Below are 23387 nucleotides of genomic sequence, written 5' to 3' on the forward strand. Positions count from 1 at the left end.
TTTCTCTCTTACTTATTTGTCAAAAAATTCATTTTACCGATATTGAACTCGGATATTTGCATTGTGTGTTACCACTTATTGTTTCTGCTTCGGCAAAATCGTCAACATATTCTCATCATTAAATTCATAGTTGATAGGATGAATGCGCGACATGATTCGCATGATTTCTTCCAACGGTTCGTGCCGCAAGGTGAATGTGTATCTGTACTGTTCCTGCAATTCCGGAGACAGATTTATCTTCACATTATACCATTTGGACAGAAGAGGGCAAATCTCATTCAACGGCCTGTTTTTAAATACAATCTGATTGCTTGCCCACGAGACAGCCAACTCGATATCTCCTTTTTCTATTTGAAGCCGTCCGTTACGCTTGTTGAAAGTACCGACTTCTCCCGGATGCAGAAAACGGGTTTCCGCTTTCGTCTCCAACGACACCGAACCTTCTTTCAGGCTGACAAATGTATTTTCCGAACCGAGAAAGGATTCTACATTGAATTTTGTACCGTGTACGGTGATTTTCATTCCTTCGGTTTCAACGACGAAAGGATGATCCTTATCGTGGGCCACATCAAAGTAAGCCTCTCCATTCAACCGGACATTTCTGTTTTTCGAATAATAATTCGTATTATAAGTAAGCGAAGTAGCCGAATGAATCCATACATTCGACCCGTCCGGCAAAGCTACTTCCGATTTACCTCCCCAATTGGAATAGGTTTGTTGCGCTATTTCCGGCTGACCGATCTTTATACCTATATATAAAGAAACGGAAAGGAAGACAGCCACAACTACGCAGGCAGCCGCAACATAGCGTTGAAAACGGGGGAAAGCCCACAAACGAACAGGTTGTTCCTTATCTTTGAGATTCACTTCAACTTTATCTTCAGACCTTTCCATATCTTCAGCTTGTCTCCGTTCAGCCTCCTCACACTCCTCCATGCGTTGCATCAACTCTTTCCAGTAAAAATCTACGTCCGGCGTATAATTGATAACTTTAGCACGCACCTTTTCCCAAACTCCCCGAAGTTCTTCATACACCTTCCGGTTCTCATCGATAGACACCCACTCCTCCAAGTGCTTTTTATCAGCATCGGAGATGTCTTGTTTCAGGTCGGAAATGATTAACTCCCAAGGTATTTCTTTTTTCATGCTTCGCTGTCGTTTTTAACTGTTACCGATACTAAGACACAAAAAACGAATCATACCCTTATTCAGAAAAGCATTTTTTTAGTTTCTACTAAAAAAATATTCTTTAACTTTGCAACGTCTCACTAACCTAATTACAAACACTATGGACGATATGTTCCTTTTGCAATTGATAAAGAATGGTGATAAGCAGGCGTTCAAGTACGTCTTCGATACTTATTTCACTGCTCTTTGCCGCTTTATGTATTTGTATTTAGGAGATACACAAGAAGCGGAAGATATAGCAAGTGACATCTTTGCGTCCGTATGGGAAAACAGAAAAAAACTTGAAATCAGGCTTACTTTCAAAGCTTATCTTTTTCAGGCTGCCAAAAACAGGTGTCTGAACGCTATGCGGGACAGAAAGGCTACTGTCTCACTGGACGATATCAACGGACAGGACACTCCGCAAGTAAGCATCACCGATTCACTGGAAACAGAAGAACTGAATAATTTAATTCAGGAGGCTATCCTGTCACTTCCCGAAAAATGTCGTGAGGTATTTCTGCAAAGCCGCACGAAGAATCTGACAAATCAGGAAATCGCGGAGTCAATGGATATATCTGTCAAGACAGTAGAGGCACAAATCACGAAAGCGCTGAAACAAATCCGGAAGTTCTTGGGTACACAATATCAATATTTGTTCTAAGTTTCCCGGCAGATAAAAGATGGAATGATCCTACTTCTTTTCCGCCAGATAAACCCCTAATATGATGCAAGCCGCCCCCATTAACGTAATCCATGTGATTTGTTCGTGGAGAATGAGCACCGAAGCCACCATCGTCACCAACGGATTCAAATAGATATAATTGGAGGCCCGCATCGTTCCCAGCTGTTTCAAAACCACATTCCAAAGAATATAGCAGATCAAAGAAGCCAGGACTGCCAGGAACAAGAGATTGGACAATACGAGCGGTTGCAGAAGCACATCAAAATCCGGTTGCAGCGGATGAAGAAGAAAAGCGGGAAGAATAGTCAATACCCCATAGAAAAATATCTTACGGGTAATAAATACCGTGGGATAACGTCCCGTCATCCGCTTTATTACCAGACTATAAAAAGCCCATGACAGAGCCGCAAGCAAAGTGAGCAAATCACCCACAGGAGAGAGCTTCAACACCACACTTCCGTTAAAGACGACCAGCCCTACGCCAATCAGGGCCAACAGCGAACCATAGATCAGCCCTTTCGTAGCCTTCTCACTCTTATAAAAGATCAGGGAAAGAATCGTAGTCAGCAGAGGAGCCGTGCAAATGATGAAAGCAACATTGGAGGCTTGGGTAATCCCCAAAGCTGTATTTTCTGTGAAGAAATAAAGCGATCCGCCGAATACGCCTCCCGCCACCAACCAAAGCTCATCTTTCAAATTATCGGCAAACAAGTGTTTTGGAGAAATCGCCCAAATACCTATATAGGCTATCAAAAAGCGATAAAAGAAAATTTCCTGAGGAGTGAGTCCGTGATTAATCAATACTTTCGTTGCAATAAAGGTCAGCCCCCAGATAGCAACCGTCAGTATGGCAATCAGATGATAGTATCCGTGCGTCAGTTTCATACTTATACTTTTAATAATGCCGCAAAGATACAGGGAATCACGAAAATATATACCGACTCTTATGAATATATTTCAGACAGAATCTCGACTAAACAAAACTATAAATAGTCACTTCCTGCCGAAGCACCCGGTCACTGTCAAATAAAATACCAATAAACGCAAAGGGTTCATTGTATAAACAAATCTTACCAAATAAGGAAAAAACTAAAAATCGGCAAATCCTCACGATATTTCTTCTTTACACTTTATCACCGATATTGCATAAACCCGCTTCGAGTTTTTAATAAATAATGAAATAGTTTATTATAAACGGTTCCCAAGTTTATTAAAAACTATTTTTAGGCACTTTCAGTTACTCAAATCGAATTATTGCAACAAAAATGGGCAAGAACCTTCACAGTTTCTTGCCCATTCGTTATCCTCATATGCAATTTTGCACATTCACCTATTGAACCTATGTAATAATACTTATATATTTCATGATTACTTTTCTGTTTTTAATTTCCCCAAATATACGAAATAAAAACGAGAAAGTCAATAGGTAAAGCGTGGTTATCTGAAAATAAACACGTAAATTTGTGCCTCAAATTAGAAATAACAGTATAAATCACTATAAATAAAAACTTTATCACTATGGAGTACAATTTCAGGGAGATTGAAAAGAAGTGGCAAGCAAGGTGGGTGGAAGAGAAAACCTACCAGGTTACGGAAGACGAATCGAAGCAGAAATTTTATGTATTAAACATGTTCCCCTATCCTTCAGGAGCCGGACTACACGTAGGACACCCGCTGGGATATATCGCTTCGGACATTTACGCCCGTTACAAACGACTGCAAGGCTTCAATGTACTCAATCCGATGGGATACGACGCTTACGGCTTGCCCGCCGAGCAATATGCTATCCAGACCGGACAGCATCCGGCCATCACTACCATCAACAATATCGACCGCTACCGCGAGCAACTCGACAAAATCGGTTTCTCTTTCGACTGGAACCGTGAAATCCGTACTTGCGACCCGGAATATTACCATTGGACACAATGGGCTTTCCTAAAAATGTTCAACAGTTATTATTGCAACGACGAGCAGAAAGCACGCCCTATCGAAGAACTGGAAAAAGCCTTTGCTGTCTACGGAAACGAGGGACTGAATGCCGCTTGCAGTGAAGAAATCAGTTTCACCGCCGATGAATGGAACGCAAAAAACGAAAAGGAAAAACAGGAAATCCTGATGAACTACCGCATCGCTTATCTGGGCGAAACAATGGTAAACTGGTGCGCTGAATTAGGAACGGTATTGGCGAATGACGAAGTAGTGGACGGCGTCAGCGAACGCGGCGGTTTCCCCGTCATCCAAAAGAAGATGCGCCAGTGGTGTCTGCGTGTATCCGCCTACGCACAACGTTTGCTTGACGGACTGGATACTATCGACTGGACAGATTCTCTGAAAGAAACTCAAAGAAACTGGATCGGACGCTCGGAAGGTGCTGAAGTTCAATTCAAGGTAAAAGACAGTGATCTCGAATTTACAATCTTTACCACCCGCGCAGATACCATGTTCGGTGTTACCTTTATGGTGTTGGCCCCGGAAAGTGAATTGGTGGCACAATTAACCACTCCTGCACAAAAAGCGGAAGTAGACGCTTACCTCGACCGTACTAAGAAACGTACGGAACGTGAACGTATTGCCGACCGCAGCGTTACCGGTGTATTCAGTGGTTCGTATGCGATCAACCCGTTCACAGGCGAAGCAGTACCTATCTGGATCAGCGACTACGTATTGGCCGGTTACGGAACGGGAGCTATCATGGCCGTACCTGCTCACGACAGCCGCGACTACGCCTTTGCCAAGCATTTCGGATTGGAAATCCGCCCGTTGGTAGAAGGTTGTGATGTCAGCGAAGAAAGTTTCGACGCCAAAGAAGGTATCGTCTGCAACTCTCCGCGTCCGGACGTCACTCCTTACTGTGACCTCTCCCTGAACGGGCTGACTATCAAAGAAGCAATTGAAAAAACCAAGAACTATGTAAAAGAACATAATCTGGGTCGCGTGAAAGTAAACTACCGTTTACGTGACGCTATCTTCTCACGTCAACGTTACTGGGGTGAACCCTTCCCGGTTTACTACAAAGACGGAATGCCTTATGTAATCGAAGAAAGCTGTCTGCCACTGGAACTTCCGGAAGTTGCCAAGTTCCTGCCTACCGAAACAGGCGAGCCTCCATTGGGACACGCTACGAAATGGGCGTGGGACACAGCGAACAAATGCGTGGTAGAAAACGAAAAGATTGATAATGTAACCGTTTTCCCATTGGAACTGAATACCATGCCGGGATTCGCCGGCTCTTCCGCATATTATCTGCGCTACATGGACCCGCGCAATCATAAAGCATTGGTTGACCCGAAAATTGACCGGTACTGGAAGAATGTAGACTTATATGTAGGGGGTACCGAACATGCTACGGGACACTTGATTTATTCTCGTTTCTGGAATAAATTCCTTTATGATATGGGTGTATCCATAATGGAAGAACCATTCCAAAAATTAGTAAACCAAGGAATGATTCAGGGCATTCCAAAAATTAGTAAACCAAGGAATGATTCAGGGGCGCAGTAACTTTGTATATCGTATGATTTTAGTTAGAAAAAATAATATGTTCAACGAAGTTGCTGAACTGATTGAACCCACCAATATATATGTATCTTATAACATAGTAAAAAAGGTAGAAAGTATTGACAACATTGACAAAAAAATCCAATATATTTCCTCTCTAAATTGCCAAAAAGATATTGAAGGAACACATATTATCAATTTTCAACAGCTTCACGTAGACGTTAACATCGTATCCAATGACATTCTCGACCTGGAAGCATTCAAGGCATGGCGTCCCGAATATAAAACGGCAGAGTTTATCCTCGAAGACGGAAAATATGTCTGTGGTTGGGTTGAAAAGATGAGTAAGTCAATGTTCAACGTTGTCAACCCGGATATGATTGTTGAGAAATACGGTGCGGACACACTTCGTATGTACGAAATGTTCCTCGGCCCGGTAGAACAGTCCAAACCCTGGGATACAAACGGTATCGATGGTGTACACCGCTTTATCCGCAAATTCTGGTCGCTGTTCTACAGCCGCACGGATGAATATCTGGTGACGGACGAACCGGCAACGAAGGAAGAACTGAAAAGCCTCCACAAACTTATCAAGAAGGTGACCGGTGACATTGAGCAGTTCTCTTACAATACCTCTATCAGTGCATTCATGATTTGCGTAAACGAGCTTTTCAACCTGAAATGCAGTAAGAAAGAGATTCTGGAACAACTCGTCATCACGCTTGCTCCTTTCGCTCCGCACGTTTGCGAAGAATTGTGGGACGTACTGGGACACGAAACTTCCGTATGCGACGCCCAATGGCCGGCATACAACGAAGAATATCTGAAAGAAGATACAATCAACTACACGATCTCTTTCAACGGAAAGGCACGTTTCAATATGGAATTTGCTGCAGATGAAACTTCAGACGCCATCCAGGCAGCCGTATTGGCTGACGAACGTTCACAGAAATGGATCGAAGGAAAGACTCCAAAAAAGATCATCGTCGTTCCGAAGAAGATTGTAAACGTTGTTATTTAAACAGGCATTAAGTAATAAGTATTAAGTATCACCACGGCTATGATTCAAATATATATCCGCAAGGTGAATACTTAATACTTGATACCTGATACTTTGACACCTAATACTTAAAATCAATGCATAAACTAGCAAAAGCGGGAATAATGAGAGAAGTGAAAGATTATGCTTACATCACTCTCGGACTAATCAGCTATTCTTTGGGCTGGGCGGCATTCTTACTGCCCTATCAGATAACGACCGGAGGAACTACCGGTATCAGTGCTATCATCTACTACTCAACCGGATTCCCTATCCAATGGTCATATTTCATTATCAACGCCGTTCTGATGACATTTGCTATCCGGATATTAGGCCCGCGATTCAGTATAAAAACGACGTATGCTATCTTTATGCTAACTTTCCTGCTCTGGTTGTTCCAACTACTGGTCAACAATTATGTGGAAGTACCGGACATGACAGCCGACGGTAAACCGCTACTGCTCGGTCCCGGACAGGATTTCATGGCCTGTATCATCGGTGCCGCCATGTGTGGCGTAGGTCTGGGCATTGTGTTCAACTATAACGGAAGTACGGGAGGAACAGATATTATCGCCGCCATAGTTAACAAATATAAAGATGTGACACTCGGAAGAATGATTATGATTTGCGATGTATTCATCATCAGTTCCTGTTACTTTATATTCCATGACTGGCGTCGTGTTATCTTCGGTTTCGTCACCCTGTTCATCATTGGCGTCGTGCTCGACTGGATTATCAACAGTGCACGCCAATCGGTCCAATTCTTCATTTTCTCCAAGAAGTATGACGAAATAGCCGACCGTATCATCAAAGATGCCGATCGCGGAGTAACCGTGCTCGATGGCACAGGCTGGTACAGTAAAGCCAATGTAAAAGTACTGGTAGTACTTGCCAAGAAACGCCAGTCACTCGACATCTTCCGTCTGGTGAAACGTATCGACCCGAATGCTTTTATCTCCCAAAGTTCAGTTATCGGAGTATATGGCGAAGGATTCGAAAAACTGAAAGTAAAATAACCGGTTCCAAGCTTTGATTGGCCCGATAAGTATTGAACAACCCCGTTAAAAACAAAATAAGATGATGAAACGCAAACTGGTATTTGCTACCAACAACGCTCATAAACTGGAAGAAGTAGCCGCTATCTTAGGAGACCAAATAGAACTGCTGAGCCTCAACGATATCGGTTGCCATACGGATATTCCCGAAACAGCCGAGACGCTGGAGGGAAATGCTCTGTTGAAATCGTCGTTTATCTTTAAAAACTACGGCCTGGATTGCTTTGCCGATGATACCGGACTGGAAGTAGAAGCCTTAGACGGGGCCCCCGGAGTCTATTCCGCCCGCTATGCAGGCGGCGAAGGACACGACGCCCAAGCCAATATGCTCAAACTGCTTCACGAACTGGAAGGCAAAGAAAATCGCAAAGCACAATTCCGTACTGCCATTTCGTTGATATTGGATGGAAAGGAATATCTTTTTGAAGGAGTGATAAAGGGCGAGATAATCAGAGAAAAACGGGGCGATTCGGGTTTTGGTTATGATCCCGTGTTCAAACCGGAAGGCTATGAACGGACGTTCGCCGAACTGGGAAATGATATCAAGAATAAAATCAGCCACCGTGCACTGGCTGTGCAAAAACTATGTGAATTTCTACAAAACTAATTGTATATATCCTTTTAAAACATAAAACACAATGAAGAAAATTACTTTATTTACTTTCCTTACGATCCTATTATGTACTTCATGTGTAACGAAAAAGAAGTTCATGCTTGCAGAGCTGGCAGCTACCGCAAGCAAAGATAGTTTGCAAGGACTACTGACCGACTGCCGTAACACGGGCAACCAAATGTCGGTACAAATCAAAAACCTCATGCGTGATACAACAAAAATGGGAAACAGTATCCGCCAGTATCAAAGTATGCTGAATGTGAACATGACCGAACAGGAAAAACTGAACGCCCTGTTGAACCAGAAGAAAAACGAGTTGAACGAAAGAGAGCGTACTATCAACGAGTTGCAGCAGATGATCAATGCGCAGAATGAGAAAGTCCGGAAACTGTTGAGTAGCGTAAAAGATGCGTTATTAGGCTTCAGCAGCGATGAACTGACCGTTCGCGAAAAAGACGGAAAAGTATATGTGGCAATGTCGGATAAATTATTATTCCAATCAGGAAGCGCCCGTCTGGATAAGCGTGGTGAAGAAGCTCTTGGCAAATTGGCCGAAGTACTGAACAAACAGACGGATATTGATGTGTTTATTGAAGGACATACGGACAATAAGCCTATCAACACTGTACAATTCAAGGATAACTGGGATTTGAGTGTGATTCGTGCTACCTCCGTCGTACGTATTCTGATTAAAAACTATAACGTGAATCCTTTGCAGATACAACCGAGCGGCCGCGGCGAATATATGCCTGTCGATGACAACGAAACGGCAGAAGGCAGAAGTAAGAACCGCCGTACGGAGATTATCATGGCTCCGAAGTTAGACAAACTGTTCCAAATGCTCCAAAGCACGGAAGAGTAAAATTAAAAATTCTTATATCGAAAAAGAGGCTGACCTAACGTTAGCCTCTTTTTCGATATTTAGTGTTTCAAGCCATTAAACTATCTATTTTTTAGAAGGATGTGTCATTACCCGCGTTGAACGGATAATGACGGGGGAAACATCACTTCTTTAATGACTGGTGTCCATCAATTGGAAAAGCTTTTCCCGCCCATGCCTTTTGAGATGTCCATTCCTCGGCCGGATCACTCCAAAAAGGATGATCGGCAGGAAGACCCAAAGGCAAGAAAACGAGTGAAGTCATATACAAGCTACCATTATTAGTATAATAGTTGGCCAAATCCGGCTGATGTCCCGCAAAACCAAGTGCCAGGAATCCTTTATCATCAAAATTTCCATCTACTGAAAACATATTTCTCATCACTGCACTTAATGCACTCCGGACTTGTCCGTTAGTCAGTCCTTCAGGAAGGCCATATTTCCAGGCAGCCAATGCCAACGATTGGAATGCTCCCATACGATAGACTACGGAACGCCCGAAAGCCGGGAAGGTACCTTCCGGAGAAATAAGACGTTCGATGAAGGTATTAAAACGTTGCATACGACTGATTGCCAGCTTATAACTGATTGGGGTAGGAAAACGGTTCTTGCTGCACGTTTCCAGTATCTCGACATACATGGGATGAATAACGAAAGAATTATAATAATCCAACGAAAATTCCGCTCCGTCGGAATACCATCCATCACTAAGATACCATTCATTTATTTTATTAAGGCCGGTAGTCAAGGCATAACCGTCAGGTTCTTCACCGACGGAAAGCAAGAAAGCCTCTACCATGTCACGAAACAGTAACCAGTTATTATAGGCAGGACGGATGACACGCACCTTCTTAAAACATTCAATATAACGTTCTTTTGTCGTATCATCCAACTGTCCCCAAGTGGCCTTAGGAGCACGGATGAAACTTTCCGCAAGATAAGCGGCATCTACCAAAAGCTGCTGATGTCCTTTCCACAGCAAATAATCCGGACTCTGCGGGTCAACAGCATTTTGATAAGCCTTCAAAGCCCACTCACGTATTTGCTTGCGTTGCTTTCCTTCTGCCGTATCATCATCAGGCAGCTCCAGCCAGGGAGAAATGCCTGCCATGAGCCGACCGAATGCTTCCATATAAGCCACCCGCTTGTCTCTTCCGTCCCACGTAGGACTCAACTCCAGTTGCATATTCTTTTGCAACTCGCCTTTACTCATATTCTCCAAAACGGGTTGCGCTATTTTATAACATAAGTCAACCCACTGTGTTCTGTCGTTCACCGGTTGATTCTTTTTCTTATCAGCGGCATTTACACTCAGGAAACAAAAAGAAATAAGAGCTAATAAAACAATTCTCATTTTCATAATCATTCTTTTTAAATGGCAGTTTTTTCAATATCCGTTTTACGTTTCAAAGCTTCCAGATAATAATAATCCGCATAGTTCAACGGAACATCCACTTCGCTGTTATGAGGAATACTACCTACACTGTGCATCAGGATAAACCGTCCGTTTTCTCCCAATTTGGCAGTATAGCTCTCTGATGCAAGCGACTCCATTATTTTGTCGGCATACGCCCGGTAAGAAGCAGCGTCCGGCAGGTCATAAGTACTCATCTCATATAAGGCGGATGCTATGACAGAAGCCGAAGAAGCATCTCGCGGGGCGGCAGGAACATCGGGCGCGTCCATATCCCAATATGGAACAAGGTCCTCCGGCATATTCTTAAGATTTTTCATAAATTCGAAAGTCTTGATTGCCTGGTCAAGGTAAGTACGATTCTTTGTTTCTCTATAACATACGGTATATCCATAGATCGCCCATGCTTGTCCTCTAGACCAAACAGATTCATCGGAATAGCCTTGAGCAGTCTGACGATGACGTACGGTTCCGTCCTCAATACTGTAATCAATAACGTGATAACAGCTTCCGTCCGGGCGGAATTGCTCTTTCAATGTACGGTCTGCGTGCATCACCGCTACGTTATAGAAAGTAGAATCACCGGAAAGTTTGGTTGCTTCAAACAACAATTCAAGATTCATCATGTTGTCTATAATCACAGGACATTCCCAGCCCCGTTTCGACTGCCAGCTATTTCCTTTCACATCCCAGCTTTGAATCACTTGAGGCTTTTCACGAAAACGGGTACAAAGAGATTTTGCTGCTTGGATCATTACCTCCTTATAACCGGGTTTATCAATCAGGCGCAAGCCATTGCCAAAGCTGCAATTAATGATAAAACCAATATCGTGATGCCAAGTAAGATTTTGTGCTTCGCTAATAGCCTCGGTATATTTCTGGGCAAGCGGAAGCAAAGCAGTGTCGCCTGTCAGTTCATACAAATACCATACACTGCCGGGGAAAAAGCCGCTCCGCCAGTCAGCGTATCCGCAATAATAGACACCACCCTTATTATTGAGCGTCACCGGATTCAGAAATCTGCCGCTACTTTCAATAGTATCAATTTCCAATCCAATTTGAGCGTGTGCGTTTTCAATAGCTTTTTCAACCCATGTTTGTTTCTCGACAGCTCTTTGGGTGCAAGATGTGGCTACCACAAGAGCAGTACATCCTGCAAGAATAGAGTTTTTCAATTTCATGATATAGATTCTTTATTATAAATGAATAATTTCCTTTTCTGAATGACCGAATACATATAATTGTATAAAATAATGAGAACACAAATATAAGTATTTTTTCTATCATCTAATTAAGATATTAATGTATGGCAAAATAGCACCATTTATTTTTATCTTATCTGACTAAATTGTCCTCAATAGTTGCATCTATTTTCCAAATCATCCAAATCAACGGGGAAAATATTGATTAATACAGATATAATTTTCATCTTTGCCTGCGACATAATAATCATACAACATCATGAAGAACATTAAAATACGCTTTTTTATTTTATGCCTTTGTCTGTCAGTAACAGGATATACATCCGCATCCGCCCGAACAGAAAAAGTAAAAACGGATATAGACTGGCCTGCTTTCATGCAAAAACAAGATTTGATCTGGGAAATACTGCCCGAATACTGGTATGAATCGGCTTATATGGGCAACGGTATGTTGGGACTTATGATTTATAAGGAACCGGGACAGAACTATATCCGGTTTGAAACCGGCAACTGCTCGGTACACGACCACAAAGCGGGATCGGACTTATTTGCCATTCCCCGACTGCTCACCGGGCACTTCGCCTTACATCCTGAAGGTACAATCGTAAATGGAACGATGCATCTTGACATCTGGAATGCCGAAACAAAAGCAGAGATAACCACCACAAAAGGAATCATCCGTCTGCACGCCTATGTACACGCCAATGATATGGTAATGCTGGTTCAGACTAACGCCACCGATGGAGAGAAAAACTTCCGTTGGGAATGGATACCTGCCTCCGCCCAAAGCCCGCGATATCTTTATGCAAAAGGAGAAGGAAAATGGATAAAGGTGCCTGAAGACTACTCTCTTAACCCGGCACCGGAGGTAAAACCGGAAGTATCCGTTCAGAAATTGCGGGCAGGAGGTGAAACAGCCGTTGCATGGAAAGAAACCCGAACTAAAAAAAATGAACGCACATACTGGATTACCGTAACTCATTCGTATCCCGAAGCCACGGCCGAAAAGGATGCCGCTCAAATTTTGGATAAGGCATTAGCAACAGGAACCGGAAAATTACAGAAACAACACCGTACCTGGTGGAATCATTACTATCCGAGCAGTTTCCTTACGTTACCGGATGGTATGAAAGAGAATTTCTATTGGATACAGATGTATAAGCTTGCCAGTGCCACGCGCGGCGACCGTGCACTAATAGACAACACCGGCCCATGGCTGACCGTCACTCCATGGCCCAATGCATGGTGGAACTTGAACGTACAACTGACCTATTGGGCACTCAATGCATCCAATCATCTCGATTTGGCAGCCTCTCTGGAGAATGCTATTTACAACAATATAGAAAACCTTAAGAAAAACGTACCGGAAGCCTATCGCAAAGACGCATTGGCAATAGGACGCTCGTCAAATCTGGTATGCGAATCCGGCGAAATCGGAATCCCCGGTGTGGACAAAGCAGCGGAAGTCGGGCTTTTGCCTTGGGTATGCCATAGCTTATGGTTGATTTATCGCCACAAAATGGATGACGAGCTATTACGCAACAAACTCTTTCCTGTACTTAAACAAGCTATCAACTACTACCTGCACTTTACCTACAAAGGAAAAGACGGCAAGATACATCTGCCCCAAACATATTCTCCGGAATATGGCAGTGCGGAAGATTGTAACTTCGACCTGGCATTATTATCTTGGGGTTGCCGGACATTACTTGAGATTACCGGCCGGCTGAACATAGACGATCCGCTTATCCCGCGTTGGAGAACGACTTTGGAGGAACTTACACCGTTCCCCACAGACCCGGCCAACGGGCTTATGATAGGACGGGATGTTCCTTATGCTTTCTCGCACCGCCATTATTCGCATCTATTGGCTGCCTATCCTCTATATCTTATCAATAAGGAAAATCCCGAAGAATACGACCTCATAGAGAAATCACTCCTCTATTGGCAAGGCAAATCCGGGGCACATCAGGGATATTTATGTACGGGAGCATCCTCTATATCATCCGCTTTGGGTAAAGGCAATGAAGCGCTTACATACCTTGACAAGTTGTTTACTAAATTCTTATCTGTCAATACACTTTATCGTGAATCGGGCCCGGTCATAGAAACACCATTATCTGCCGCCCAGTCTATCCATGATATGTTGCTTCAAAGTTGGGGAGGAAAGCTGCGCATCTTCCCTGCCGTTCCCGACAGTTGGAAAGACATTGCTTATAAAGACTTCCGTGCTGAAGGTGCTTTTCTTATCACTGCCAGCCGGAAAAACGGTAAGACTGAGTTTATCACTATCAAAAGCCTTGCAGGCGAACCTTGCATTGTAGTGACTGACATATCTTCACCTGTCTTCAAAGGAAAACGCCAATTTGAGGCCACAGCTTTATCCGAATCTATGTACAAAATAGATTTACAGAAAGGCGAAGAAGTAATCATTTACTCCAAAGGTACTCAGCCGGACTTCACCATTCGTCCTGTGAATAATAGCAGAACGAATTGTTTCGGAAAAAAGAAACAGTCCTGAATCAGTCTGCCTGTTTCTTTTCTTTCCGGTAATTCTGAGGTGTACATCCGAACTGGTTTTTGAAGCAACGGCTGAAATATACGGGCGCATTGAACCCACTACGGTCACTAACCTCTGCAATGGGAAGATCAGGGTATTGCTTCAATAAAGTGGCTGCGTGCTTCAGGCGATAATTTAGCAAGAAGTTATTGGGTGTCATGCCGGTTAATGCTTTGAACTTAGTATAAAGCAATGACCGACCGACACCTACTTCTTTACAAAGAGCCGGAATATCAAATTCCGTATCGTCAATATGTTGCTCAATCACCTGTGAAGCCCGTTTCAACAGATCTTTGTCCAAAGGATTTATGCTGGCCAAATCAATCTCGGACATCGGTTTCTTATCAAATTGATGTTGCATCAGCAAGCGGCTGCGTATCAGGTTATTGGCACGTGCCAGTAACAACTGTGCATGAAAGGGTTTCGTGATATAATCATCGGCACCACGGCTGAGTCCCTCAATGTTCTGCTCGGTAGAGTTGAGTGCAGTCAACAGAATTACAGGTATATGACATAAATCTATATTATTCTTAATTTGCAGACACATTTCTGTTCCGGTCATCTCAGGCATCATGACGTCACTGATAACTAAATCAGGAGAGTTCTCATAAATCTGACTGAGTCCTTCTTTCCCGTCATGGGCACAAATGATCTTATAGAAAGGCTCGAAAAGCTCTTTCAGCACTTGGAGCAACTCATCATTGTCTTCCACAAGAAGCACCGTATGAGTCTTGTTTTCCGTATCTTTAGTCTCAATAAGTTCTATGGGCGAATTCCCCTCATCTACAAATACAGGCATTGAATCGGGGATAATATCACTTTCAGAATCCTGAGTATAAAATTGTACATTCTTATCGTTCAGGAATACATCTTTCCGGCGGGGCAGCCGCACTGTAAATGTACTACCTTCACCAACAACACTTTTCACTGTTATCTCTCCATGATGTTTTTCCACAATTGTTCTGGTCAATGCCAATCCGATACCGGTTCCGCTAAACAGGCTTCCTTTCTTTTCTTGATTGTCAGCCTGAAAGAATCGTGCAAATATTTTATCTTTATCTTGTTCAGAAATACCGATACCGGTATCCGTTATATTAATTTTTATATCACTATTCGTTATCTCTCCCGACAGAATAATATTCCCTTTGTCGGAGGTATACTTAAAGGCATTGGACAAAAGATTGAAGAATACTTTCTCCATTAATTGCGGTTCAAACCAACATAAGACAGACAATTCCGGTAATTTGAATTCATAATTTATATTCCTTTGCTGTGCATAATCGACAAAAGAAAGATAGATTTCCTTCAAAAATACAATTATATCCTGTTGCTTTATTTGTATCGTTCCATAATTCTGTTCCAATTTCCTGAATTCAAGCAACTCAGAGATCAACTTATTCATTTGTTGCGCATTTTTCCTAATCTTCGTTATCTGATTGTATATAGAAGGATTCAATGAATATTTTTGTAATAGGATATCAATATGACTGATAATCAGAGTTAGAGGTGTTCGGAACTCATGGCTCACATTTGTAAAGAAAACTAGTTTTTCCTGGTTAAGCTGCTTTATCTGTTGTTTCTCAAAACGTTCCTTTTCCAAAGAAAGAGCCAATGTGCGTTTTGCTATTTTACTATATACATAATAGAAAACGCACGCAATGAAAGCTGTCACATAGATTATCCATGCCCACCACGTATCATACCACGGAGAGGCAATGACAAGCTGCATCGTTATTTCCTCCAAACTTTGCCCGCTCTTTTCATTTATCGAAGCCACATGCAACGTATATTTTCCCGGATCCAGATTAGTGTAATACAATTCCGTCTGTTTAGTCTTAATCCAATTCTTGTCCAAACCTTCAAGCTTATATTGAAACCATTTTTCCGATAATTGTTGTCCGTAATCGGACAAAGCAAAATGAATAATCAGATTATTCTGATCATAATTAAGTTTAAGTTCACGAGTGTACGGGAGCGACTGAGACAATATCCCTGTATCATCTCCCGGAATAATCGTCTTATTATCGACCCAAAGTTCTGAAAAGTAAAAGTTAGAATTCTCATTAGCAGTACCGGTTTTGTTAAACTCATTTTCTGAGAATACGGTTACTCCTTTTGTATCTCCAATGTAAATACTTCCCTCTCCGGATACCAAAATTCCACATCCGTTGATAATATGAGTCGAGGGAAAGTTTCTCATCAAATCAATCGTTGTGAAAGTGCCCTCGGAAGGAACAAAGCAGGTGACTCCCTTATCACCTGTTATCAGAATCTTTCCATCCTGGGTCCGGCAAAGATTATAGCAGAAATCACCCGGCAACTGATTGTTTCGGGAAGTATAATGAGCCATGTTACGCGTCTGCCTATCATAAAAAAAGAGCCCCATTCCTAACGTACCGATATAGACACCATCGGAGGTGGCAAGCACACGGGTAGGAGTTGCTTTACTATCTCCTTCTGCCAATGGAACATAGACTATAGACTCGGGATGTTCTACATGAGTACACAAAACATTTTTCCAACCCACCATATACAAATTACCTTCCGCATCAATATCGAAATGCTCATAAAATGCAAAAGGAATGTTGATCCTATGGAATTTCTGTGTCTGAGTATCCAACCGAAAAAAGCCATTATGGGCAGATATATATATTTGATCTTTCCATATCTTCACATGATAAACAATTTCATCAGGCATATCGGAAGAGTGACTCTCTTCTTTCCAATAATTATAAAAACGACCTGTATTCAAGTCATAACGTGACAAACCACCCAAATAGGTTCCTATATACAGACAATTCTTCTTTTCATCATAACAAATACTTTTCACATTATTATGAGAAATAGAGTTTTTTCCACCGGCTGTAAACTGCTGAAGAGTATTCCATTTCTTATCTACACAAGTGATACCGCCCCCATCTGTACTAAGCCATAAATGCTCATTCTTATCAATAACAATTTCTCCGATATAAGAATAATATGAGTTTATCTTTCTCCCATAGTCATAATGTACAAAAGTATCATGTTGAGGGCTGAAATAATTAACTCCTCCATAGTAACTACCTACCCAGATAGTTCCGGCAACATCTTTATACAATGCAAAGATAGAGGGATGATTCAGCCCGCCCACATATTGGGGAATTTGAATGAGAGAATACTGTTTGTTACCAATACTGTAGCGATGAAGTCCGTCAAAAGTACCGAACCATATATTTCCCTCGTTATCTTCTACAAAATCACGAATCTGTTCGCTACTGATACCTTCCGAAGTTCCCGGCAAATAAGGAACTTTCGACAATTGTTGTTTGTCGTTCATTCGATATAATCCATGCATGCGGGTACCAATCCATAGCTCTTTTTGAGAACTTTCAAATATGCGATAAATCTCCACCCCTTCCAATAGTTGCTTTTGCTGATATGTACGGCGATCAATCAGATAAACTCCGTTATATGTCCCGATACCAATCTGATCGTCCATCATGGTCAGGCAACAAATACGTGAAGTGATATTCGTTTTTAATACAAAAGTTGGTTCTTTATCTGCTTTCAAACAAAATAAAGAATCATGTTTCATATACCACACTTGTCCTTCGGACGAAGTAAGCGCGGTGATAATACTTTCATTCGTGAGTCGGGAGAATTTCTCTGTTTGTATGTCATATTTGATTAAATTCTTATCAATTAAGAAATATAGATTATCCAAGCTGTCACCAACGATAAACGAAACTTCATTGCCCAACCAGACCGGTGGTTCTTCACCTACAGATTTTATCCAGCCTTTGAATATTCTTACACGGTTTCCATCATATTGGCTTATTCCTTCCTTTGTTCCAAACCACATTCTGCCCAACCTATCCTGATAAATAGCCATCACAGAGGGCTGTGTTAAACCTTCCGACAAACCAATATGTTTGAAATATTCAGCATATAATGGCAAAACAAAGAAAAAAGAAATAAACAACAGTAATAAATGACGTAACTTCATATTATTTTTTATTTGGTGTTGTTCTGTTAATCACAAATTAATCGCTTAAATATACTAACAATTTGCAATATTCGAAAAAATACTGGACATAAACAACATTTTTATAGGCGAATCAATCTATAATCCTGCCTTTACGATTCTAACAAAGGTTTTCTTCACTTATGTCAGATATAATAAAAAAGGTTGCAAATTTTATAGAAATTCACAACCTTTACTCTCAATTTTATAAGTATCAGAAATATTCTACTTTTAGCACATAAACAGGAAAAGAGTCTTTAGTAGAACGATGTATATTACTTATTTTTAACCCGTCATCATCCAATTCCCAGTCTACCTTCTTATGATTCTCCAATAATGTAACTTTCCTGATTTTATCCTTTTCCGAAGAAAAGGAACGCAATGTATAAGAAGCTTTAGTAACATGACGTACGATAATATATACACTTTTACCTCTCATGGTGAAGCGGACATCAGGTACAATATCTTTAGGAGTTCCATCATATACTGCATCGTGAAAAGGTTTCTGTTCAGTATCTTCTACTCTATTTACCGTAAAATCTTCTCCAAAGATACGCCAGGGAGTTGTTCCATAAATAGCCTCGCCATTACTCTTCAGCCACTTATGAAAAGTTTTCAATATTATATCCGTTTGCTCCGGAAAACATCCTGCTTGGTCTGGTCCCACATTCAACAATAAATTTCCACCTTTACTGACAATGTCTACAAAATTTCTGATTAATATATCCGGCTTTTTATAAACAGTATCATAACGATTGTACCCCCAGTTCTTACCCATCGTCAGGCAAGCCTCCCAAGGTTTATTATTTATGCTGTTAGAAAGTTTCTGTTCGATAATTGAATAGTCTCCTAATCCGTTCCCAATGCGACTATTGATTAAACACCCCGGTTGCAACGAATGAATCAATTCACGTAATTCCTTACTCTGTTGCCTGGTAACCAGTTCAGGCGTATCGAACCAGATAACTGCTATTTCACCGTAATTCGTAAGTAATTCTTTTAATTGTGGTTTTACTTTGCGTTCAATATAAGCCGGTAACTGCTTGCTATCTTCATCCGGATAATCCCAAGTATTGCTGCGGCCTGCTTTTACAGGCCAGTTAGTAGGAACATCCGGATCTTCCCAATCACGTCCTAATGAATAATAAAGTCCCAGCTTGATTCCCTCTTTTTTGCAAACTTCCGCCAGTTCTTTTAAAGGATCTTTGGCAAAAGGAGTACACTTCACTATGTTATAATCACTGCAAGCTGAATTATACATGGCAAATCCATCATGATGTTTAGTCGTATATACCAAATATTTCATTCCTGCGTGCTTGGCAGCCCGTACCCATTTCTTCGCATCAAATTTTACCGGATTAAAATCTTTGGCTATTGTTGCATATTCTTTTAACGGAATACGCTCATAAAGCATAAAGTGTTCGCCACCTTCGGTTGGATGGCCTTTCCATTCACCGGCTGTCTGAGAATATAATCCCCAATGTATAAACAAACCGAATTTTGCATCTTTGAACCAATGCAAATTGTCTTCGGTAGTAGCCATAGAATAATTGGATATAACTGTCAAAAGAACAATTACTATAAAAATTCTTTTCATACAAAACTTATTTTATACAACCATTAATGCCAACGTAAAGAACTTAATCCCAATTTCAAAGAAACATCCGGATTACGTTTATAATAATCTAATACCTCTTTAAGTTCCTTATCTATTTCGTACAATTCATCGATCACATATAAAGTTCCCGAAGGATTGTAAGCTTTATTGTAATCCGAACGTTTCTTATCGGGTTCATATTCTGTACCTACAAATTCAAGGTGAGTATATTTCTTGGAATCCAACAGAAAAGGTTTCCAGAAAACCACACTATTCCGGATAGAAGCTCCCCAATGTACATCCTTCTTATAGAAAGCTTCAGCAGCTTCATAACCTTCATACATCGCCTTCAAATGACAAAGACGAGCGAAGAACAATAAATCATAAGCATGATAAGCAAAAGCATCACGACCGAGTAAATCCGTAGTCGTTCCGTTAGGAAACAGGTTACCCTTCACCCAATCGTCATATGAGGAACGGAATTTATCGACTATAGCCTCATCTTCCAATACCGTGCCGAACAGATAAAATTGATATAACAGACAAGTACCCCAGTTATTGACCCTCAAGTCATTATCTTTAATAAATACCTCCGCCCTCTTACGTAGCCAGGTATCAATCAATTCCCGGTCAGACTGTCCGATTACTTTACGAATCAACGAATAACCTTCGACAGCAATATTATATGATTCTTCATGAATATTTCTTTTCGACAAGGCAACATTGATTTCAGACCATGCTTTCAGATATTCAACCGCTTTATTCAGATACGTCCTATCCTGTGTAAAAGCATACGCGAGACATAATTGATGAATAGCTTTCATTTCATTACTAATGTCTATCTTATCCGGATTTTCATCAATAGATTTAACCGGAGTCGTTTTCCGGTTACTCTCTACAATATTTTTAGCGGGAGTTTCTATCTGTTTGATATACCAATTCATCGGAAAAGCGGTATTATCAGCCTTCTCCAATGCTGTTTTCACTTTATCATAGTTTTCACGTGTGAGCACGACATTCGGAAACATTTTATCCACGTCCGAGGTTTGAGCCTTTACACAAGACATCCCCCATAATAACATACATATTAGAAAACATTTTCCTTTCATCCTTTTCCTCTCCTTCCGTTCTTATAAAATTTCAATATCATCTATGTAACATTTATACTTATTTCCCTCGGCCAAAGTGACTCCCGAACTATACGTTGGCAGAATGACTATACCTGCTATACCATTCTTCAACTGTGTAGCGGCAGCACTGTATTCTCTTTTACTAAAAGCAAACGTATATGTTTTCCATGCTCCTTCTTCTTTGAAATCAACCAACGAATTGGTTAACAAAACTCCTTCTTCCTGCTCGTAATCATTCACCGAATTAAACCTTCCTATCAGTTTAACTCCTAATTGTTGAGATACTGCTTTGGAAGTACCCTTCCACGTTTCTTTTCCTATCACATTGGCAGGTTGATAAATTCGGAAACGGATTCCTCTTAGTTCATCAATATCTACTGTTTCGGAAAAACGGAATTTCAAACCGTAATTCCGGGCTTCCATCGAAGTATATTCCAGCACTTTGGAGGAAGTGTTTTCTTCACTTTGAACCGGATTATCTATCACTATATGGGAATATGCCCAACGCGGATAATAATCGTCTATCTTACTACTGCCTGAATTGCCATAACGAAAGAAATAGGGGGTTGTATCATACGTTTCAAAGTCGGCGAATAAAGTTCCTTTATCGGGAAGAGGATCTTCTTTATCATCTTTCCCTTCGTTAGAATCAACCGCAGGATCATCGCTTGAACAGGATATAAAAAGTCCCCATAATATAATGAAAAATACATTGTAGCTATATTTCATAATTTACCTTAGATTTTAGTTAATGCCGGAAATTCATGTTTTAAATATAATGAGGGTGCCTTTCCTCGAATGAACTGACACCCTCATCGGTATATACTCGTTATCTCATTCCAAATTTACCACCCTGTGTTCTGTACCAGTTTATGGTTTTTGAAAAGTTCGGTATTCGAAATCGGATAGAAATACATTTTATCCTGAATATTGTAAGTGGCATGCAAAGCTTTCGTATATTGAATAGTACCGTCAGTTTGCTTAACTACTTTCACTTTATAAATATTCTGCATATCATCTAATTCTTTCCAGCGACGAAGATCCCAGAAACGTTGTCCCTCGAATGCAAATTCTACACGGCGTTCGTTTTTCAATCGTTTCAAAAAGGCATCTTTACTCATGTCGGCAGGATACGCCGGCATTTTCACATCTCCACGATTACGTACTTGGTTAACTGCATCGCGTGCACTCAGGCTATAAGAACCTGTGTAGTCAGGATCACCATAAGCATTTACCATTGCTTCTGCATAGTTCAACAGAATTTCTGCATAACGGAACAAGATCCAGTTATGCTGCTGGCTGGTAGTAGTTTCACCCGGTTCAAAAGTGACACTGTTATTCACATATTTTCTCAAGTAATATCCGGTAGTCGTGGCATTTTTTATAGGCTGCCCGTTCTTACCTCCTTCAAACACTTCTACCGGGGTCGTTTTAGGCCATGCCATACCATTATATACTACGGTCATTCCCAGACGCGGGTCACGATTCGCATACGGGTCTTTAGCCATTTCTGCATTACTCCAGTCAAAAGCTGTACCATCTGTCATTTCATAAGCACTTACCAAGTTTTCTGTCGGACAAGTGGTAGTAGAGCCTTTAGTAACTCCCATCGGGAAGTTTGCAGACTCAAAACTTGTACTTGCTCCCGTGGGACGGCACATGATGACTTCTTTACTTTGGTTATTGGTAGCACCGTACAAATTAGAATATTTCGGGTCCAGACTATATCCTAAAGTACCGGCCTGACTGATAAGATCGTATGCTGCCTGAGCGGCATTTTTCCATTTCTGCGTATCATCGGCAGAATACAAAGGGCTGGCAAGATACAGAGATGCACGAGACTTCAATGCAAGAGCCATACCTTTAGTAGCACGTTGCAAGTTACCTTCTCCACCAGGCATATTGTTATAATTAACAGGCAATTTGTCATTAGCCAGATCAGTACATTCACTGATGATGAAGTTCAGGATAGTAACTGCATCCGAAGGTTCTGCTTCGTTGGCTTCTTCCTGTGTCAGTGTCTTCGTTATCAGAGGTATATTCTGATAACGTTTCACCAACTCAAAGTAATAGAATGCACGCAGAAAGCGAACTTCATGCTCATAATTCAGGTAACTTTTATAATCATCAGCAAAACCGTCGGAATATTTCCATTCATCGAACGTCAGTCCGACACAGTTCTCAAGATAGAAGTTAGCATCATGAATAGCGTTGTAGTAAGTACCGAATACGTCATTGACCGTATAATTGGCTGACCACGTACCATTGACAAAACGTTGGATAGCAGATGATTCGTAAACATGGATAGCATCATCCGTAGCTGCGTCTTGCATAGCTCCCGATGTATTACAGAAGTCATGCGGCAAATAACTATATACCTGTGTAGCCAGTTGTTTCACACGGTCCATGTTATCCAGAATTTGTTGCTTTGAATAATAATCTGTTTCGCTGCAATCCATAAAATCACAAGCTGTGTACAGAGGAGCGGATGTAACCGCAAGCAACAAGGCAATATGTTTGATTTTAAAATACTTCATGTTCATT

14 protein-coding genes and 1 pseudogene are annotated in these 23387 nt (G+C 41.3%); 6 read left to right on the forward strand and 9 right to left on the reverse strand.

Translation table 11 applies throughout. From position 1 onward, the window contains the following. Positions 1 to 75 precede the first annotated feature (75 nt). Positions 76 to 1146 (reverse strand): FecR family protein, encoded by a 1071-nt coding sequence (locus BHV72_RS13765; RefSeq protein ID WP_258908945.1) that lies wholly within the window; start codon positions 1144 to 1146, stop codon positions 76 to 78. 142 nt (positions 1147 to 1288) lie between these two features. Between BHV72_RS13765 and BHV72_RS13770 the strand changes: the two genes are divergently transcribed. Continuing rightward, entirely contained in the window at positions 1289 to 1831 is a 543-nt protein-coding gene (locus tag BHV72_RS13770; protein WP_250539292.1) for an RNA polymerase sigma-70 factor, read from the forward strand. A gap of 30 nt (positions 1832 to 1861) precedes the next feature. Here BHV72_RS13770 and BHV72_RS13775 read toward each other — a convergent pair whose 3' ends face one another. Beyond that, positions 1862 to 2737 (reverse strand): DMT family transporter, encoded by an 876-nt coding sequence (locus BHV72_RS13775; RefSeq protein WP_250539291.1) that lies wholly within the window; start codon positions 2735 to 2737, stop codon positions 1862 to 1864. 633 nt (positions 2738 to 3370) lie between these two features. On the opposite strand from BHV72_RS13775, the pseudogene BHV72_RS13780 reads away from it, so the two are divergent. The 4 genes and pseudogenes from BHV72_RS13780 to BHV72_RS13795 all read left to right on the forward strand — a co-directional run bounded on the left by BHV72_RS13780 (position 3371) and on the right by BHV72_RS13795 (position 8919). After that, positions 3371 to 6371, forward strand: a pseudogene (locus BHV72_RS13780) (leucine--tRNA ligase). 116 nt (positions 6372 to 6487) lie between these two features. Next, entirely contained in the window at positions 6488 to 7405 is a 918-nt protein-coding gene (locus BHV72_RS13785) for a YitT family protein (RefSeq protein WP_005676739.1), read from the forward strand. 64 nt (positions 7406 to 7469) lie between these two features. After that, positions 7470 to 8051, forward strand: a complete 582-nt coding sequence (locus BHV72_RS13790) for a non-canonical purine NTP diphosphatase (protein ID WP_122295357.1) — start codon at positions 7470 to 7472, stop codon at positions 8049 to 8051. A 31-nt stretch (positions 8052 to 8082) separates the two neighbouring features. After that, the gene (locus BHV72_RS13795; protein ID WP_005676741.1) at positions 8083 to 8919 is read left to right on the forward strand and encodes an OmpA/MotB family protein; all 837 of its coding nucleotides are present in this window, start codon (positions 8083 to 8085) and stop codon (positions 8917 to 8919) included. Positions 8920 to 9061: 142 nt separating this feature from the next. On the opposite strand, the gene BHV72_RS13800 is transcribed toward BHV72_RS13795, so the two are convergent. Then, entirely contained in the window at positions 9062 to 10297 is a 1236-nt protein-coding gene (locus BHV72_RS13800; protein WP_005681995.1) for a DUF2264 domain-containing protein, read from the reverse strand. An 11-nt stretch (positions 10298 to 10308) separates the two neighbouring features. Next, positions 10309 to 11532, reverse strand: a complete 1224-nt coding sequence (locus BHV72_RS13805; RefSeq protein ID WP_005676743.1) for a glycoside hydrolase family 88 protein — start codon at positions 11530 to 11532, stop codon at positions 10309 to 10311. Positions 11533 to 11812: 280 nt separating this feature from the next. Here BHV72_RS13805 and BHV72_RS13810 point away from each other — a divergent pair, with 280 nt between their 5' ends. Continuing rightward, entirely contained in the window at positions 11813 to 14074 is a 2262-nt protein-coding gene (locus tag BHV72_RS13810) for a glycosyl hydrolase family 95 catalytic domain-containing protein (protein ID WP_286856167.1), read from the forward strand. Between the two features lies 1 nt (position 14075). On the opposite strand, the gene BHV72_RS13815 is transcribed toward BHV72_RS13810, so the two are convergent. The 5 genes from BHV72_RS13815 to BHV72_RS13835 all read right to left on the reverse strand — a co-directional run bounded on the left by BHV72_RS13815 (position 14076) and on the right by BHV72_RS13835 (position 23380). Beyond that, entirely contained in the window at positions 14076 to 18098 is a 4023-nt protein-coding gene (locus BHV72_RS13815) for a hybrid sensor histidine kinase/response regulator transcription factor (protein WP_005676746.1), read from the reverse strand. Positions 18099 to 18330: 232 nt separating this feature from the next. Further along, on the reverse strand, positions 18331 to 19713 hold the full coding sequence (locus tag BHV72_RS13820; protein ID WP_055169528.1) for an alpha-L-fucosidase: 1383 nt from the start codon (positions 19711 to 19713) through the stop codon (positions 18331 to 18333). Between the two features lie 23 nt (positions 19714 to 19736). Then, positions 19737 to 20822, reverse strand: coding sequence for an alginate lyase family protein (locus BHV72_RS13825; protein ID WP_032837936.1), 1086 nt, complete (start codon positions 20820 to 20822; stop codon positions 19737 to 19739). 21 nt (positions 20823 to 20843) lie between these two features. Further along, on the reverse strand, positions 20844 to 21572 hold the full coding sequence (locus tag BHV72_RS13830) for a hypothetical protein (RefSeq protein ID WP_005676749.1): 729 nt from the start codon (positions 21570 to 21572) through the stop codon (positions 20844 to 20846). A 116-nt stretch (positions 21573 to 21688) separates the two neighbouring features. Next, the gene (locus BHV72_RS13835; RefSeq protein WP_195578691.1) at positions 21689 to 23380 is read right to left on the reverse strand and encodes a RagB/SusD family nutrient uptake outer membrane protein; all 1692 of its coding nucleotides are present in this window, start codon (positions 23378 to 23380) and stop codon (positions 21689 to 21691) included. Positions 23381 to 23387: the final 7 nt, after the last annotated feature.

Source organism: Bacteroides sp. 43_46, from assembly GCF_001915455.1.
GTDB lineage: Bacteria > Bacteroidota > Bacteroidia > Bacteroidales > Bacteroidaceae > Bacteroides > Bacteroides caccae.

Bases quoted from the DNA above. Each gene is read 5' to 3' on its own strand.
- BHV72_RS13770 (WP_250539292.1), top strand. From the start codon at position 1,289: ATGGACGATATGTTCCTTTTGCAATTGATAAAGAATGGTGATAAGCAG.
- BHV72_RS13775 (WP_250539291.1), bottom strand. From the start codon at position 2,737: ATGAAACTGACGCACGGATACTATCATCTGATTGCCATACTGACGGTT.
- BHV72_RS13825 (WP_032837936.1), bottom strand. From the start codon at position 20,822: ATGAAAGGAAAATGTTTTCTAATATGTATGTTATTATGGGGGATGTCT.
- BHV72_RS13830 (WP_005676749.1), bottom strand. From the start codon at position 21,572: ATGAAATATAGCTACAATGTATTTTTCATTATATTATGGGGACTTTTT.
- BHV72_RS13785 (WP_005676739.1), top strand. From the start codon at position 6,488: ATGCATAAACTAGCAAAAGCGGGAATAATGAGAGAAGTGAAAGATTAT.
- BHV72_RS13835 (WP_195578691.1), bottom strand. From the start codon at position 23,380: ATGAAGTATTTTAAAATCAAACATATTGCCTTGTTGCTTGCGGTTACA.
- BHV72_RS13795 (WP_005676741.1), top strand. From the start codon at position 8,083: ATGAAGAAAATTACTTTATTTACTTTCCTTACGATCCTATTATGTACT.
- BHV72_RS13790 (WP_122295357.1), top strand. From the start codon at position 7,470: ATGAAACGCAAACTGGTATTTGCTACCAACAACGCTCATAAACTGGAA.
- BHV72_RS13805 (WP_005676743.1), bottom strand. From the start codon at position 11,532: ATGAAATTGAAAAACTCTATTCTTGCAGGATGTACTGCTCTTGTGGTA.
- BHV72_RS13815 (WP_005676746.1), bottom strand. From the start codon at position 18,098: ATGAAGTTACGTCATTTATTACTGTTGTTTATTTCTTTTTTCTTTGTT.
- BHV72_RS13765 (WP_258908945.1), bottom strand. From the start codon at position 1,146: ATGAAAAAAGAAATACCTTGGGAGTTAATCATTTCCGACCTGAAACAA.
- BHV72_RS13820 (WP_055169528.1), bottom strand. From the start codon at position 19,713: ATGAAAAGAATTTTTATAGTAATTGTTCTTTTGACAGTTATATCCAAT.
- BHV72_RS13800 (WP_005681995.1), bottom strand. From the start codon at position 10,297: ATGAAAATGAGAATTGTTTTATTAGCTCTTATTTCTTTTTGTTTCCTG.
- BHV72_RS13810 (WP_286856167.1), top strand. From the start codon at position 11,813: ATGAAGAACATTAAAATACGCTTTTTTATTTTATGCCTTTGTCTGTCA.